Here is a 14291-nt window from a genome sequence, read left to right as displayed (position 1 = left end):
AGCGACACGTTTCAATCGCTTACAAAATTAGCGATGTAGCACCATGCTAATAAGTCTGAAAACTTTCATAAAAACTTACTAGAAAGCTTTAATGATTACATAAAGCGTGATGCAAGCTCTTTCATGATCTCATTGGTGCCACCGTAGATTTTCTGGACTCTTGAATCAGCATACATCCGCGCAATTGGGTACTCACTCATATAGCCATAACCACCAAATAATTGCAAGCATTCATCCATGACGTTGCACTGTTTTTCAGTTACCCAGTATTTAATTAATGATGCCTGAGGTGCTGTTAATTTGCCTTCTATCATCGCTTCAATAGCAGAGTCACATAATGCTTTCACTGCTAAATAGTCTGCTTGAACTTCGGCAAGCTTAAAGCGGGTATTTTGGAACTTCCAAATTGGGCGACCAAATGCTTCACGCTGTTTAACGTAATCTAAAGTAAGCTCTAAAGCTAGTTTGATAGCACCACAACCGCTTAATGCAATAATGAGACGCTCTTGAGGCAGTTCTTGCATCATTTGGATAAATCCAAGACCTTCAACGCCACCAAGTACATTCTTTTGAGGTACACGTACATTACTAAAGAATAACTCTGAAGTATCTTGTGCAGATAAGCCGGTTTTCTTAAGATTGCGTCCCCGCTCAAAACCTTCAAGCCCATCTGTTTCAACGCCGATAAGTGAAACGCCCTGAGCACCCTTTTCACGGTCAGTTTTACAGGCTAGTATAATTAAGTTGGCGTGTTGACCGTTAGTAATAAATGTTTTTGAACCGTTGATAATATAATCATCACCATCTTTAACGGCATACGTTTTAATGGCTTGTAGATCTGAACCTGTTGTCGGTTCAGTCATAGCGATTGCGCCAACAAATTCACCCGTTGCCATTTTTGGTAGCCATGCTTTTTTCTGCTCTTCAGTACCATGCTTCAAAATATAAGGAGCAACGATACCAGAGTGAACCATACCACCAAATCCAGCTTGGTTAGCTTGAGCCTGAGCAAGAAGAATCGCTGCTTCGTGACCGAAGTCACCGCCGCCGCCGCCGTACTCTTCAGGCATTGATGCACATAAGAAGCCCATTTCACCCGCTTCATTCCATGCTTCACGGTCGATCATACCGTTTTCACGCCATTGCTCGTCTTTATCTTCCCAACTTTGGAACAACTTTAAGGCACTGTCATATACCATTTCATGTTCTTCAGTCATCCAATTGCTTTTAAACGTATCAATACCCATCTCGTTAATCCTTAACCCATAAATTAGTTTATTGTATTAATGGTAATAATTATTACCAAAAATGATTACAATAGATTTGGAGCAAAACTCATATCTATCATTACTTACCGTTCAATATTACAAAAGTTTATTTTGCTAAGCAATCACTAGCTATAAAATAGTAATTATAATTACCATTAATTAAGGGGCTTTAATGAAAACAACTCAACATGATCATCATGACACTCTATTAAATGAAAAAGCGTTAGCACCTCTATCAAAAATTCGTCCTGCGACGCTTGATAAAATAGAAAAAGCGGTTCACGAGTTATTTGCTGGCGCCAATGCTCAAGATGTCACAATGATTCAAATCGCTAATGCAGCAAATGTCTCGTTGCAGACCTTATATAAATACTTTGGCGATAAGCACACGGTATTCCAAACGATTATGGATATCGTACTCGGGCGGCTTGCGAACCGAATGATGGATCATCTACAAGGTATTGATAGTGTTAAAGAGCGTCTGAGAAAAACCTTGTGGGTTTGTTTTGATTTTGTGGACTCTCATCCTGATGCTGTGATGGTCTTAACCTCTGTATCTACCTCAGATATTCGCAAAATATCTATTTACGAAAATAAAGAGCTGATTAATGCCTTTACCAGTGTTTTAGCTGACGGTCAACGTCGAGGGGTGCTTAATGATAAAGTACCGCTTTATGTCTTATTTGATGTGTTTATGGGATTTGTGATGCGTATTGGTACCATGCAGGTCATTCGTCACTCACCAATGCCGTTGACTGAAAACTTTGATGACTTATTCTCCATGTTATGGCGTGCTATCTCTAAGCCTGATATTGATACAAAAAGTTAAGCTTATACAAAAAATAATTTATAAGATTACCTAACTATTTTTGCAATTATCGATTGACGATTTATTGTGCTCACGTTATATAATACCCCTTCGTTTTTTTGATAGGCATGTTGCCATTTTAATCAAACTCAATTTTTTTAATTTTATAAACACACATTATTAATGAGTTCTTTGACATCAGTCGTTAAGTTATAGATGTACTTAACGACTGATACCAGCTGCAATGGTAAACAGATCTTATTATCAACTGACTCATAGATGAAATTATGAAGAGAGTTATTCATGCAACTAAAGAGGATTTAGACATCAAAAAGAAGGATAAACTAAGCTGGCGTATCTTTGGCCCAGGGATACTATTAGCAAGCGGTGCCGTCGGTGGCTCTCATCTCATTTCATCTACTCAGGCTGGTGCCATCTATGGTTGGCAATTGGCGATTATAATTATTCTAGCGAACTTTTTTAAATATCCTTTTTTCAGATTTAGTACAGATTACGTCTATGACAAAGGCGAGTCATTAATTGCAGGATATGCCAGAAAGTCGCCAGTTTATTTGTGGGTTTACACTACTTTAATGATTGGATCTGCCGTCATTAGTGTGGGTGCCGTTACCCTACTATGCTCTGTTATTTTGGAGTTTATGATTCCAGAGCAATTTACGCCATCTGCTACTCTATTATCAATAATCGTCATAGGGGTGTCATGGTTGATGTTAATTGTCGGTCATTACAAGCTGCTAGACCGTTTTAACAAATGGATTATGGCATCGCTAATTATTACCACCTTGATTACAGTCATTATTGCAGCGGGGAATCCTACGCCAATTGCACCAGATTTTGTTGCCATGTCACCCTGGAATATGGCTTCTTTAGGATTTATTGTAGCGTTAATGGGCTGGATGCCAGCGCCATTAGAATTTGCTGCTATTACCTCAATGTGGACCGCTGAAAAAGTTAAAACGGATCAGACAACTTACTATCAAGGTTTGGTTGACTTTAATGCCGGTTATCTTTTTAGTGCTCTATTAGGTCTTTGTTTTTTAGCCTTAGGCGTCTTTGTTCAATACGGTTCAGGTGTTGAGATTAAAATTCAGGGCGGTGACTATGTCACCCAGTTAATCAATATGTACACCGCAACCATCGGTGACTGGTCAAGATTATTGGTTGCCTTTGTGGCATTCATGGTAATGTTTGGCACGACGATTACCTTAATTGATGGCTATGGTCGAGCCCTTGCAGAGTCTACCCGTCTCATTAAAGGTGAATCAAAGGTAAGCCACCCGCAAATCCTATTTTGGACCAGTTATTCTGTTATTGGTTCATTAATTATTATTGTCTTCTTCAAAGGTCAGTTAGGGTCTATGTTGAAATTTGCCATGATTACGGCGTTTTGTTTTGCGCCAATCTTTGGTTGGCTGAATTATAGCTTAATTAAGAGCGAGCAAAAGCTGTCTAAATCAATGACGTTTTATACTATAGCTGGGCTACTATTCTTAGCCGCGGTTGCCCTATTATTTGTAGCACAGTTGTTAGGTTTTATCGAATAACCCGCTTATAACCCTCTTATGTCAAAGCAATCAGGCGACTTATACTACCTTGTCTTTCACACAATCCAACCTTAACTTAAAGGCATTATGTTATGACTCACCCTAATTCAGCAGCGTCTACTGCACACTCTGAAAATGTACGATGGCGCACTTTTGGACCAGGAATCTTATTGGCAACAGCTGCTATTGGCGGCTCACACCTTATATCCTCAACGCAGGCAGGGGCGATTTATGGCTGGCAATTGGCGATAATGATAATACTAGCTAACTTTTTTAAATATCCATTCTTTAAGTTTGGCACAGATTATGTCTATGAAACTGGTGAATCATTAGTTGCTGGTTATGCCAAAAAGTCGCCAGTTTATTTATGGGCGTTTTTTATACTGTCTTTAGCGGCTTCTGTGATTAGTACAGGTGCGGTAGCGCTCATTGCAGCTACTATTTTAGGATTTATGTTGCCTGAAAATCTAGGAATCTCCACCACAATTTTGTCTTTGATCGTCATGGGTGTGTCTTGGTTAATCCTAATTTTAGGTCATTATAAAATGCTTGATAGAGTGACCAAATTAATCATGGTGGCATTAACTATAGCAACCTTGGCTGCTGTAATCATTGCCGCTGGCAAGCCTACAGTGATGGCGCCTGATTTTGTCGCGCCCTCCCCTTGGAACATGGCGACACTTGGCTTTATAGTAGCGTTAATGGGATGGATGCCCGCGCCATTAGAATTCTCTGCGATCAATTCAATGTGGATATCAGCTAAAGTAGAAGCAGATCACACAACACATCGTCAGGGTCTGGTTGACTTCAATGTCGGCTTTATTTCTACTGCGCTTTTAGCGTTAGTATTTTTGGCGTTAGGTGTCTTTGTACAATATGGCACTGGGGTCGAGATTCAGACACAAGGTGGTGCGTATATTAGCCAGTTGATCAGCATGTACACCGCTACTATTGGTGAGTGGTCAAGACTTTTAGTGGCCTTTGTGGCCTTCATGGTGATGTTTGGTACGACGATCACTTGCGCAGATGGCTATGGCCGAATTAATGCAGAAAGTTGGCGTTTAATTAAAAATGACGTCAAAATGGATGAAAAGCAGCTTTTATTTTGGATCACCTACACCGCTGTTGGCGGGTTCATTATCATTACATTCTTTACCGGTCAGCTTGGTGCAATGCTGAAGTTTGCTATGATTTCTGCCTTCGTTTCAGCCCCTATTTTTGGATGGTTGAACTATTCATTGGCTAAAAATCATCAAAAACTATCGCCAAGTATGAACTTATATAGTATTGCAGGCTTGATCTTTTTAGGTGGTATCGCATTGTTATTTATGGCTCAATTATTAAAGATCATTTAATGGGCTAATATATAGGGTTATTTGCAAGACTCAAAAATAAGGGCTGTTTGATGACAGCCCTTATTTTTGAAGTACTGTCTATTGTTTTAGGTCACTGTATTAAATAGTTGTGGTGCATCGCAGCTATTTCATTGTATATTTGCTTATGCAATCTTTAATCTGCATTTTACTTTTAAAAGGAATTGCTTTTAATAGCAATAGTAACATGCCGGTTTTTACAGGGAGTTTATGAGTCGTATGAAAATTAATAAAGCAAACTCTACATATACCAAACATCAAGTTGGTGTTCGTTTATTACACAGGAACCGTCATTTATTATCCGGTTTCTTTATATTATTTGCAGCACTAGGGTGTGATACACAAAGTAATCACCATAAAAGTCAAACTGTGCCCATTGAATTTGAAAATTGGCAGGGTGAGATTCAGGATGCTTATAACGATTTATCTAACGATGAGCAGCAGTTACTGAGTCGTTATATGCAGCGTATGCAATTAAGTGACGCTCAACAACAAGGCGCTACAACTCAAGTCACTATTGACGAGGCCATTGAACAGCAGCGCAAATATGAAGAATTGCACCCGAATAATCCTATAGGTCAGAAGACGGATGAAAACAGGGAGTTACAACGGGATCAATACCCTATTACTTTACTGCCTTATAAACCGAGTGACACTGATACTTTAAATAACGTAAAACTGTCTTTTGTTATGACGAATAAGAGTAATGTCCCTGTTAATGGCTTTAAAGGGACGTTAATGCTTAACCATCCTGATTTTGCAAAACCTAAACCCGTGGTTATATCGCTGGTAAACTTCGACCCACCTCTGGCACCCAATGCGAACTATGAGTTCGACGCTGACGTTAATATTTCCGATGCCAAAGTATATGAGGCGATCAAACCTCCTCAAAATATCAGCATAGAGGTCACTAAGGGCAGTTTAACCTTAAAAGATGGGCACACAATGGATTTTGAATAAGCTTTTTTAATAGTAGCTATCATAAACAGCAGCTATAGCTATTTTAGGTCAATAAAGCGGGTTCTAGATAATTATCAGCACCTTTAAGAGAAGTTAATGCAATTAAAAAGATTAAAAGCATTTCATACTGTGGCGCAACTAGGAAGCTTTAGTGAAGCAATTGATGTTACGGGGCTTTCACAGCCGACATTAAGCCGGCTAATTAAGCAGCTTGAGGAGGATATTGGAGTAGAGCTTATCGATCGCTATCATCGTCCCCTGGAACTGACCCCTGCTGGAGCATTCTTTTATGAAAAGGTTGATTCTATATTAAGGGAGCTTGACAGTAGCATAACTCTTACTCAAAAACTGGCTTATCCACCTGACAACCTAAACATAGGCTTTGTACCTTCAGTGTTATACGGCCTACTCCCTACCGTGATTTCAAGGTTAAAGCTGCGTTTACCTAGTTTAGATATTCATCTAAAAGATATCAGCTCATTCAGACAAGTTGACGCATTAAAAGCGGGTGAAATTGATGTAGGTTTCGGGCGTTTTGCACATGATGATGCTAATTTAAACCAGATATTATTGCGTCATGAGCGTTATGTAGCAGCTTTACCTAAGACACATGAATTAGCAAACCAGAGTGATATTCACCTCAAGCAATTACAAGATAGCCGTATAATCTTATATCACCAGACGCATTTACCAGTATCCAATGTATCCATTACAGTTTCTGATAATAACGATGCGCCTTTATTGATTAGTGAGCCTTTACTGCATCTATTTTCAAAACAGTCAGCTTTACCCCACCATACTACTTCAGTTAGTGATATACAGGTTGCATTAGGTCTTGTAGCAGCAGGTGAAGGGATAACCTTGGTGCCTGATAGTCTTAAATCGGTACGTTCAGATCAAATTAGCTACCGCTCATTAATCCATGAAGATGCAACCTCTCCTATATATCTTTGTGCACTACAAGCGCCCACACATCCCGCATTTTCAATACTTTTAGACGTTGTATATGATATATATGAAGAACGCGGTATTACCTATCGGCGGATAAAGTAGTCAGATTTTAATTGTAACTAAATGTAAATTAATTTTAATTAAGTTTAAGGTTTTAATTTCATGTTCTGAATAATAATGCTTCGGAATCACTCAAATACGAATTTAAGTATTTAAAAAATAAATAAGTTTAATTTATATTAAATGATAATAAATATTAACTTATTATTATTTAGCTAGCTCAATAGTCTAACCTCTTTTATCTAATTCATTTTGCAGGTACTCTACCAATATTCTACTTCTATTTTAGATTTCTGGATATATATCCTATTAATTAATTTTCTAGTAGCTTTCATTAATTTGAAAAAGAGTTATTCTAACTCAAATACAATAAAAGGAATGCCCATGAGTACTGAATCTGCTGGCAAGCGCTTTCGTAATGCCATCTCTGAACAAACGACTAATAATCAACCGCTACAAATCGTCGGCACTATCAATGCTTATACAGCAATGATGGCGACTCAAGTTGGTCACAAGGCAATATATTTATCGGGTGCTGGTGTAGCGAATGCCTCTTATGGACTGCCTGATTTAGGTATGACCAGCTTAGACAATGTATTAGAAGATGCCAGCCGTATTACCAATGCGGTGCAAACGCCGCTACTGGTCGACATCGACACTGGTTGGGGCGGTGCTTTTAATATCTCCCAAACCATCAAAAAGATGGAAAAAGCAGGCGTGGCAGCTGTTCATATCGAAGACCAAGTGGCACAAAAACGCTGTGGTCATCGTCCTAATAAAGAAATCGTGTCTACCAGTGAAATGGTGGATCGTCTAAAAGCGGCTCTTGATGCCAAAGTAGATCCTGACTTTGTGGTTATGGCGCGAACAGATGCATTATCTGTTGAAGGGTTAGAGGCAGCCGTTGAACGTGCCGTTGCTTTTGAAGAAGCTGGCGCAGATATGATTTTCGCAGAAGCGTTAACTGATATTGAGATGTATCGCAAGTTTACCGATGTATTAAATATTCCTGTACTGGCTAATATGACAGAATTTGGACAAACGGATCTGTATACGACTGAACAGTTATTTAATGTCGGTGTTGAAATGGTGCTCTACCCACTATCGGCATTTCGTGCGATGAATAAAGCGGCGCTCAATGTTTATCAACATCTACTTGATGACGGTACTCAGGAAAATGTCGTCGACACTATGCAAACCCGTATGGAATTATATGATTTCTTAAACTATCATGAATTTGAGCGGAAGCTTGACGAGCTATTTGCTCAGAAGAAGTAATGTTTATCAAAACTAGTCTAAAAAGATATTTGATATCAACCAAAAGCCTTATATAACATGTTTTTATATGGCTAATAGTTTTAGTACCATTTATCACTATAATATCTACACTAACGCAACCTAAATTTAAAGGAAAGTATCATGGCAGCAGGCAAGCAACTATCAGGCGCAGGTTTACGTGGACAAATTGCTGGACAAACCTCACTATCTACGGTTGGTAAATCCGGATCAGGATTAACTTATCGTGGATATGATGTCAAAGATTTAGCAGAAAATTGCATCTTTGAAGAAGTGGCTTATCTATTATTATATGGTGAGCTTCCTACTCAGACACAACTTGATGACTATAAAGCTGAGCTCAAAAAGTTACGTGACTTACCGCAAGCTTTAAAAGATGTATTAGAACGTATACCTCGATCTGCACACCCGATGGATGTGTTAAGAACGGGTTGTTCAATGCTAGGTAATTTAGAGCCTGAAGAAAGCTTTGATCAACAGCTTGATAAAACCAATCGTATGTTGTCCGCTTTCCCAGCAATTATCAATTATTGGTATCGTTTCAGCCATAATGGCGAAAAAATTGATTGTATAACTGATGCTGAAACGCTTGGTGGCCATTTCTTACAATTGCTTAAAGGTGAGAAGCCAAGCGAATTGCATGAAAGAGTGATGAACGTGTCTTTAATTCTATATGCTGAGCATGAATTCAACGCTTCTACGTTTACTGCCCGTGTTTGTGCCTCTACTCTATCGGATCTTTTCTCTTGTATTACTGGAGCAATTGGTACGCTACGTGGACCTTTACACGGTGGTGCTAACGAAGCGGCTATGGAGTTGATTGAAGGCTTTGAGTCTCCTGAAGCTGCTGAATCAGGCTTGATGGGCATGCTAGAGCGTAAAGAAAAGATTATGGGCTTTGGTCATGCTATTTATAGTGATTCTGATCCTCGTAATGTCATTATTAAACAATGGGCTGAAAAATTAGCAGCAGATGTGGGTGATGACGTGTTATACCCTGTATCAGTAAAATGTGAAGAAGTTATGTGGCGTGAGAAGAAACTATTCTGTAACGCTGATTTCTTCCATGCGTCAACTTATAACTTTATGGGCATACCAACGAAATTGTTCACGCCAATATTCGTTTGTTCACGCTTAACTGGCTGGGCCGCTCATGTGTTTGAGCAACGTTCTAACAACCGCATTATTCGCCCAAGTGCCGAATATATTGGTGAAGAACCAAGAGAAGTGCCCCCTATCGCTGAGCGTGGGTAATACTCTCTAAATTGGTAAAAAGGCTTCATCTTTATTATAAAATATTATGAGGATGCGGCCTTTTTAATTTTTAATACGCACTATTTCATCATCTAATATCTAGTCTACAAATCAACTTATATAAACCCTACAAACAGAACTAAATGACAATGACGTTATAGCTTAACGAGCTTATCGATATATATTAAATAGTTTTTATAAATATCTTATAAAACATATTAAATTTGCAATGAGTTTCATATTATTCTAAGGACAGCCAACTATGCCAAATCCCAATCAGCCCGTTCTCACTCACAAACACCCACAACCAATGAATTCCAACTACAAAAAGCCATTGCCATTACCCAATGGTGAAGACAGTGGGTTATATTATTTCGATGTTGAACAAGCGGTTAATGATATTGAACCTGGTGCCTATGCCAAGCTACCTTTTAGCTCAAAGGTATTATGTGAAAATTTAGTACGTCGTTGCCCGCCAGAAGATTTAACCGAAGCCCTTTCGCAACATATTTATCGTAAGCAAGATCTAGATTTTCCTTGGTATCCAGCGCGTGTTGTTTGCCATGATATCTTAGGACAAACGGCATTTGTGGATCTTGCAGGTTTGAGAGATGCCATCGCTGAAGAAGGGGGTGACCCATCAAAAGTCAACCCAATCGTTCCTACTCAGCTTATTGTTGACCATTCATTAGCGGTTGAACATGCAGGCTATGAAGAGAATGCTTTTGAGAAAAACCGTGCGATTGAAGAACGTCGTAACGAAGATCGTTTCCATTTTATCAATTGGTGTGAATATGCCTTTGATAATGTCAACGTTGTGCCTCCCGGCAACGGTATTATGCACCAAATTAATTTAGAAAAAATGTCTCCTGTGATCCAAGTAATTGCGGATAAAGCGGATGGTAAACCCGTTGCTTATCCAGACACTTTAGTCGGTACGGACAGTCATACTCCAATGGTTGATGCTCTTGGCGTTATCTCAATTGGCGTGGGTGGATTAGAAGCTGAAAGCGTCATGTTAGGGAACCCTTCTTATATGCGTTTGCCTAATATTGTTGGTCTAAATTTAACAGGTAAATTACAGCCGGGTATAACGGGTACTGATTTAGTACTAGCCATGACCGAGTTCCTACGTGACGAAGGGGTTGTATCCGCGTATGTTGAATGCTTTGGTGATGGCGCTAGAAGTCTGTCTGTCGGCGATAGAGCGTCTATATCGAATATGACACCTGAATATGGTGCCACTGCCGTCATGTTCTCAATTGATGAGCAAACCATTGATTATTTACGTCTAACGGGTCGTACTGAACAACAAATTAGTGTTGTTGAAGCATATGCTAAGCAAACTGGGTTATGGGCAGACGGCATGAAAGATGCTGAATATGACCGTGTATTAAATTTTGATTTATCAAAAGTGGTGCGTAATATCGCAGGGCCTTCACGTCCGCATGCCCGTGTTTCTACCACTGATTTAGCGGAAGTGGGTATTGCTCACGCTGCTAATCAGCCGCTTGTTGAGCCAGAAGATGGATTGATGCCTGATGGTGCCGTTATTATTGCTGCCATTACCAGCTGTACCAATACTTCTAACCCGCGCAATATGATTGCTGCGGGTATCGTTGCCCGTAATGCTTTAGAGAAAGGTTTGGTTCGTAAGCCTTGGGTAAAATCATCATTAGCACCTGGATCAAAAGCGGTAAAACTGTACTTAGAAGAGGCAAATCTACTGCCTGATCTACAGCAACTTGGCTTCGATGTGGTTGCTTTTGCCTGTACGACGTGTAATGGTATGAGTGGCGCCTTAGAACCAGAAATCCAGCAAGAAATCATTGACCGTGATTTATTCTCTACAGCCGTATTATCGGGTAACCGTAACTTTGACGGTCGCATTCATCCCTATGCAAAACAAGCCTTCCTTGCTTCTCCACCATTGGTAGTGGCTTATGCAATAGCGGGTACCATTCGTTTTGATATCGAAAAAGACTCATTAGGTAAAGATAAAGAAGGCAACGATGTCTACCTCAAAGACATTTGGTTTGATGATGCCGAAGTTGATGCGATTGTTGCCTCTGCGGTGAAGCCTGAGCAATATAACAAAGTTTATATCCCGATGTTTGATGAAGGTATTGTCGATGCAGAACGTCATGATGCTATTACCAATCCACAGTACAACTGGCGTGAGATGAGTACGTATATCCGTCGCCCACCCTACTGGGAAGGCACAATGGCCGAAGCCAATAAGCTTAAAGGCATGCGTCCGCTAGCGGTATTGGGTGATAACATTACTACCGACCATATGTCGCCTTCTAATGCGATTATGCCTGATAGCGCCGCTGGCGAATATTTAGATAAAATGGGACTACCTGCTGAGGATTATAACTCTTACGCTACGCACCGTGGTGACCATTTAACCGCTCAACGTGCTACATTTGCTAATCCTAAATTGCTTAACGAGATGGTACGGGATGACAAGGGCGAGGTGATTCAAGGTTCACTTGCTCGAGTAGAGCCTGAAGGTGAGGTGATGCGTATGTGGGAAGCCATTGAAACCTATATGACTCGTAAACAGCCCCTTATCATAATTGCTGGTGATGGCTATGGTCAAGGTTCAAGCCGAGACTGGGCTGCTAAAGGCGTTCGTCTGGCGGGCGTTGAATGTGTTGTCGCTGAGGATTTTGAGCGTATTCACCGTCAAAACTTAGTGGGTATGGGCGCCCTTCCCGTTCAATTTAAAGAGGGTACCACCCGTAAGACGTTAAATATTGATGGTTCTGAAGTATTTGATATTGAGGGCGAAGTATCAGCTGGTGGTGAGATGACCCTTGTTATTCATCGTACTGACGGTACAGTTGATAAAACGCCAGTAATTTGCCGCTTAGATACGGCAGATGAACTTAAAATGTACAATTCCGGTGGTATGCTACAGCGCTTTGCTAAAGAGTTTTTGGAAGGTAGTGTGGCTTAATTTGAATTCATAATGAGCTTATAAGTCGCATTTGACTAAGCGCACAAGTCACTACTCATTGTGCTTGTGCGTTTTTTTATTAAAAATTTTTGAAAACAAACAACTACCCTAAAACTAAAATTTATATCTAAAGCTATAAACTCTATTTAGGAAAACTATTATGACGAAACATGTATTCACCCCCCAAATACCTGTCCCCGCCACCTATATGCGTGGTGGCACCTCAAAAGGGGTGTTTTTCAATCTAAATGATTTACCTGAACGCTGTCAGCAACCTGGCAAAGCTCGAGATAATTTCTTATTAAGAGTTATCGGTAGCCCAGACCCTTATGGTAAGCAAATTGACGGCTTAGGCAATGGTTCATCAAGTACATCTAAGACCGTTATCCTATCTAAGTCTGATAAAGACGGTCACGATGTTAACTACCTATTTGGACAGGTCAATATTAGCAAGCCTATGATTGATTGGGCCGGTAACTGCGGTAACTTAACGGCCGCTGTTGGGGCGTGTGCGATTAACATGGGCTTGGTAGATGCAGATAAAGTAGCCGCTAGTATCGATACTGGTATTTGTGAGGTTAATATTTGGCAGCAAAATATCAATAAAACCATTATCGCCCATGTGCCTGTCTATCAAGACAAACAAGGCGATGTACACGTTCAAGAAACGGGTGATTTTGAATTAGATGGCGTCACCTTCCCTGCCGCTGAAGTTAAAATTGAATTTATTGATCCGGTTGATGCATCAAGCGCAATGTTCCCTACGGGTAACTTGGTGGATGACTTTGATTTATCAGGTTGTGGTCTAGATAAAGCCTGCGTTCAAGCGACGTTTATCAATGCCGGCATTCCTACCATCTTTATGAATGCTGAGGATTTAGGCTTTACAGGCACAGAACTGCAACCTGATGTTAATAGTAATCCAGAGCTACAAACTAGACTTGAGAAAATCCGAGCTAAAGGTGGTGTGGCGATGGGTATATTTAAGGATGTCAGCGAGGCTGAAAAGAGCCAACATATTCCAAAAATCGCTTGGGTTGCTCCAGCACAAAGCTATACGGCCTCAAGTGGTAAAGCCGTTGATAAACAGGACATTGATTTGGTGGTACGCGCCATGAGTATGGGGCAATTACACCACGCCATGATGGGTACAGCAGCGGTAGCCATTGCTGCGGCAGCAACCACGCAAGGCACGTTAGTAAATAAAGCGGCTGGCGGTGGTAATTTGTCAGAAGTTCGTTTTGGTCATCCATCAGGCACACTACTCGTGGGCGGTAAAACAGAACAAGTGAATGGTCGCTGGCAAGCTAAAAAGGTATCTATGAGCCGCTCTGCTCGCCGTATTATGGTGGGTGAAGTTTTTGTACCTGCCGATAGCTTTTAATTTTATTTCCATTCGGTGGTTTTTTAAGATAATATTAACATATGTTGATATTTTTTAAATTTACGAATTGAAAATGCAACACGGGTTATATGCCCACTTAAACTTTAATGATAGGAAGAAAGCACCAATGAATTTAAATGACATGCTAGGCGCAGTAAAAGGCGATAATAATGAAGATAGCGCACTATCAGGCATGATGGATATGGCTAAAGATTTGAACATGGAAGACTTAGAACGTTTTAAAAGCATGTCCAAAATGGAGTTACTTGAAGAGCTTAAAAACTCTGAGCACAGCGCCAAAGTGCTTGAAGTACTAAAAGGTTTGGTGAGTAGTAAATAAAATGTGCCCATGACTTTTTGATTTTTAATACCAAAACACAAAAGGTCACTGTAGTAGCTTTTATAAG

At 40.1% G+C, this 14291-nt stretch carries 11 protein-coding genes; 10 read left to right on the top strand and 1 reads right to left on the bottom strand.

Translation table 11 applies throughout. The features are described 5' to 3' along the window. Positions 1–95 precede the first annotated feature (95 nt). Positions 96–1247 carry an acyl-CoA dehydrogenase family protein gene (locus tag AC2SLM_RS03735; protein WP_486552085.1) on the bottom strand — a complete coding sequence of 384 codons (1152 nt, stop codon included), beginning with the start codon at positions 1245–1247 and terminating at the stop codon, positions 96–98. A gap of 193 nt (positions 1248–1440) precedes the next feature. Between AC2SLM_RS03735 and AC2SLM_RS03730 the strand changes: the two genes are divergently transcribed. The 10 genes from AC2SLM_RS03730 (at position 1441) to AC2SLM_RS03685 (ending at position 14224) form a co-directional block, all read left to right on the top strand. After that, positions 1441–2097, top strand: a complete 657-nt coding sequence (locus AC2SLM_RS03730; protein WP_486552083.1) for a TetR/AcrR family transcriptional regulator — start codon at positions 1441–1443, stop codon at positions 2095–2097. Positions 2098–2363: 266 nt separating this feature from the next. Then, the gene (locus AC2SLM_RS03725) at positions 2364–3641 is read left to right on the top strand and encodes an NRAMP family divalent metal transporter (protein ID WP_486552082.1); all 1278 of its coding nucleotides are present in this window, start codon (positions 2364–2366) and stop codon (positions 3639–3641) included. 92 nt (positions 3642–3733) lie between these two features. Further along, positions 3734–4996, top strand: coding sequence for an NRAMP family divalent metal transporter (locus AC2SLM_RS03720; protein WP_486552080.1), 1263 nt, complete (start codon positions 3734–3736; stop codon positions 4994–4996). Positions 4997–5224: 228 nt separating this feature from the next. Continuing rightward, positions 5225–5974 carry a hypothetical protein gene (locus tag AC2SLM_RS03715; protein ID WP_486552079.1) on the top strand — a complete coding sequence of 250 codons (750 nt, stop codon included), beginning with the start codon at positions 5225–5227 and terminating at the stop codon, positions 5972–5974. A 96-nt stretch (positions 5975–6070) separates the two neighbouring features. Continuing rightward, positions 6071–7027 (top strand): LysR family transcriptional regulator, encoded by a 957-nt coding sequence (locus AC2SLM_RS03710; protein ID WP_486552077.1) that lies wholly within the window; start codon positions 6071–6073, stop codon positions 7025–7027. Between the two features lie 342 nt (positions 7028–7369). Then, positions 7370–8263 (top strand): methylisocitrate lyase, encoded by an 894-nt coding sequence (gene prpB, locus AC2SLM_RS03705; RefSeq protein WP_486541075.1) that lies wholly within the window; start codon positions 7370–7372, stop codon positions 8261–8263. Between the two features lie 141 nt (positions 8264–8404). Then, complete coding sequence (prpC, locus tag AC2SLM_RS03700) at positions 8405–9535, top strand: bifunctional 2-methylcitrate synthase/citrate synthase (protein WP_486552075.1); 1131 nt, start codon at positions 8405–8407, stop codon at positions 9533–9535. 310 nt (positions 9536–9845) lie between these two features. Next, on the top strand, positions 9846–12500 hold the full coding sequence (gene acnD / locus AC2SLM_RS03695) for a Fe/S-dependent 2-methylisocitrate dehydratase AcnD (protein WP_486552148.1): 2655 nt from the start codon (positions 9846–9848) through the stop codon (positions 12498–12500). 160 nt (positions 12501–12660) lie between these two features. Continuing rightward, the gene (gene prpF, locus AC2SLM_RS03690) at positions 12661–13884 is read left to right on the top strand and encodes a 2-methylaconitate cis-trans isomerase PrpF (RefSeq protein ID WP_486552073.1); all 1224 of its coding nucleotides are present in this window, start codon (positions 12661–12663) and stop codon (positions 13882–13884) included. A gap of 73 nt (positions 13885–13957) precedes the next feature. After that, positions 13958–14224, top strand: coding sequence for a hypothetical protein (locus tag AC2SLM_RS03685; protein ID WP_486552071.1), 267 nt, complete (start codon positions 13958–13960; stop codon positions 14222–14224). Positions 14225–14291: the final 67 nt, after the last annotated feature.

This window comes from Psychrobacter sp. CX16, from assembly GCF_057396245.1.
Note: the sequence above shows the minus strand (reverse complement) of the source record. Positions and strands in the feature narration are given on the sequence as shown.

Excerpts from the sequence above, each read along its gene's own strand:
- prpF (WP_486552073.1), top strand. The coding sequence starts at position 12,661 with ATGACGAAACATGTATTCACCCCCCAAATACCTGTCCCCGCCACCTAT.
- AC2SLM_RS03720 (WP_486552080.1), top strand. The coding sequence starts at position 3,734 with ATGACTCACCCTAATTCAGCAGCGTCTACTGCACACTCTGAAAATGTA.
- AC2SLM_RS03730 (WP_486552083.1), top strand. The coding sequence starts at position 1,441 with ATGAAAACAACTCAACATGATCATCATGACACTCTATTAAATGAAAAA.
- prpC (WP_486552075.1), top strand. The coding sequence starts at position 8,405 with ATGGCAGCAGGCAAGCAACTATCAGGCGCAGGTTTACGTGGACAAATT.
- AC2SLM_RS03710 (WP_486552077.1), top strand. The coding sequence starts at position 6,071 with ATGCAATTAAAAAGATTAAAAGCATTTCATACTGTGGCGCAACTAGGA.
- AC2SLM_RS03715 (WP_486552079.1), top strand. The coding sequence starts at position 5,225 with ATGAGTCGTATGAAAATTAATAAAGCAAACTCTACATATACCAAACAT.
- prpB (WP_486541075.1), top strand. The coding sequence starts at position 7,370 with ATGAGTACTGAATCTGCTGGCAAGCGCTTTCGTAATGCCATCTCTGAA.
- AC2SLM_RS03685 (WP_486552071.1), top strand. The coding sequence starts at position 13,958 with ATGCAACACGGGTTATATGCCCACTTAAACTTTAATGATAGGAAGAAA.
- AC2SLM_RS03725 (WP_486552082.1), top strand. The coding sequence starts at position 2,364 with ATGAAGAGAGTTATTCATGCAACTAAAGAGGATTTAGACATCAAAAAG.
- acnD (WP_486552148.1), top strand. The coding sequence starts at position 9,846 with ATGAATTCCAACTACAAAAAGCCATTGCCATTACCCAATGGTGAAGAC.
- AC2SLM_RS03735 (WP_486552085.1), bottom strand. The coding sequence starts at position 1,247 with ATGGGTATTGATACGTTTAAAAGCAATTGGATGACTGAAGAACATGAA.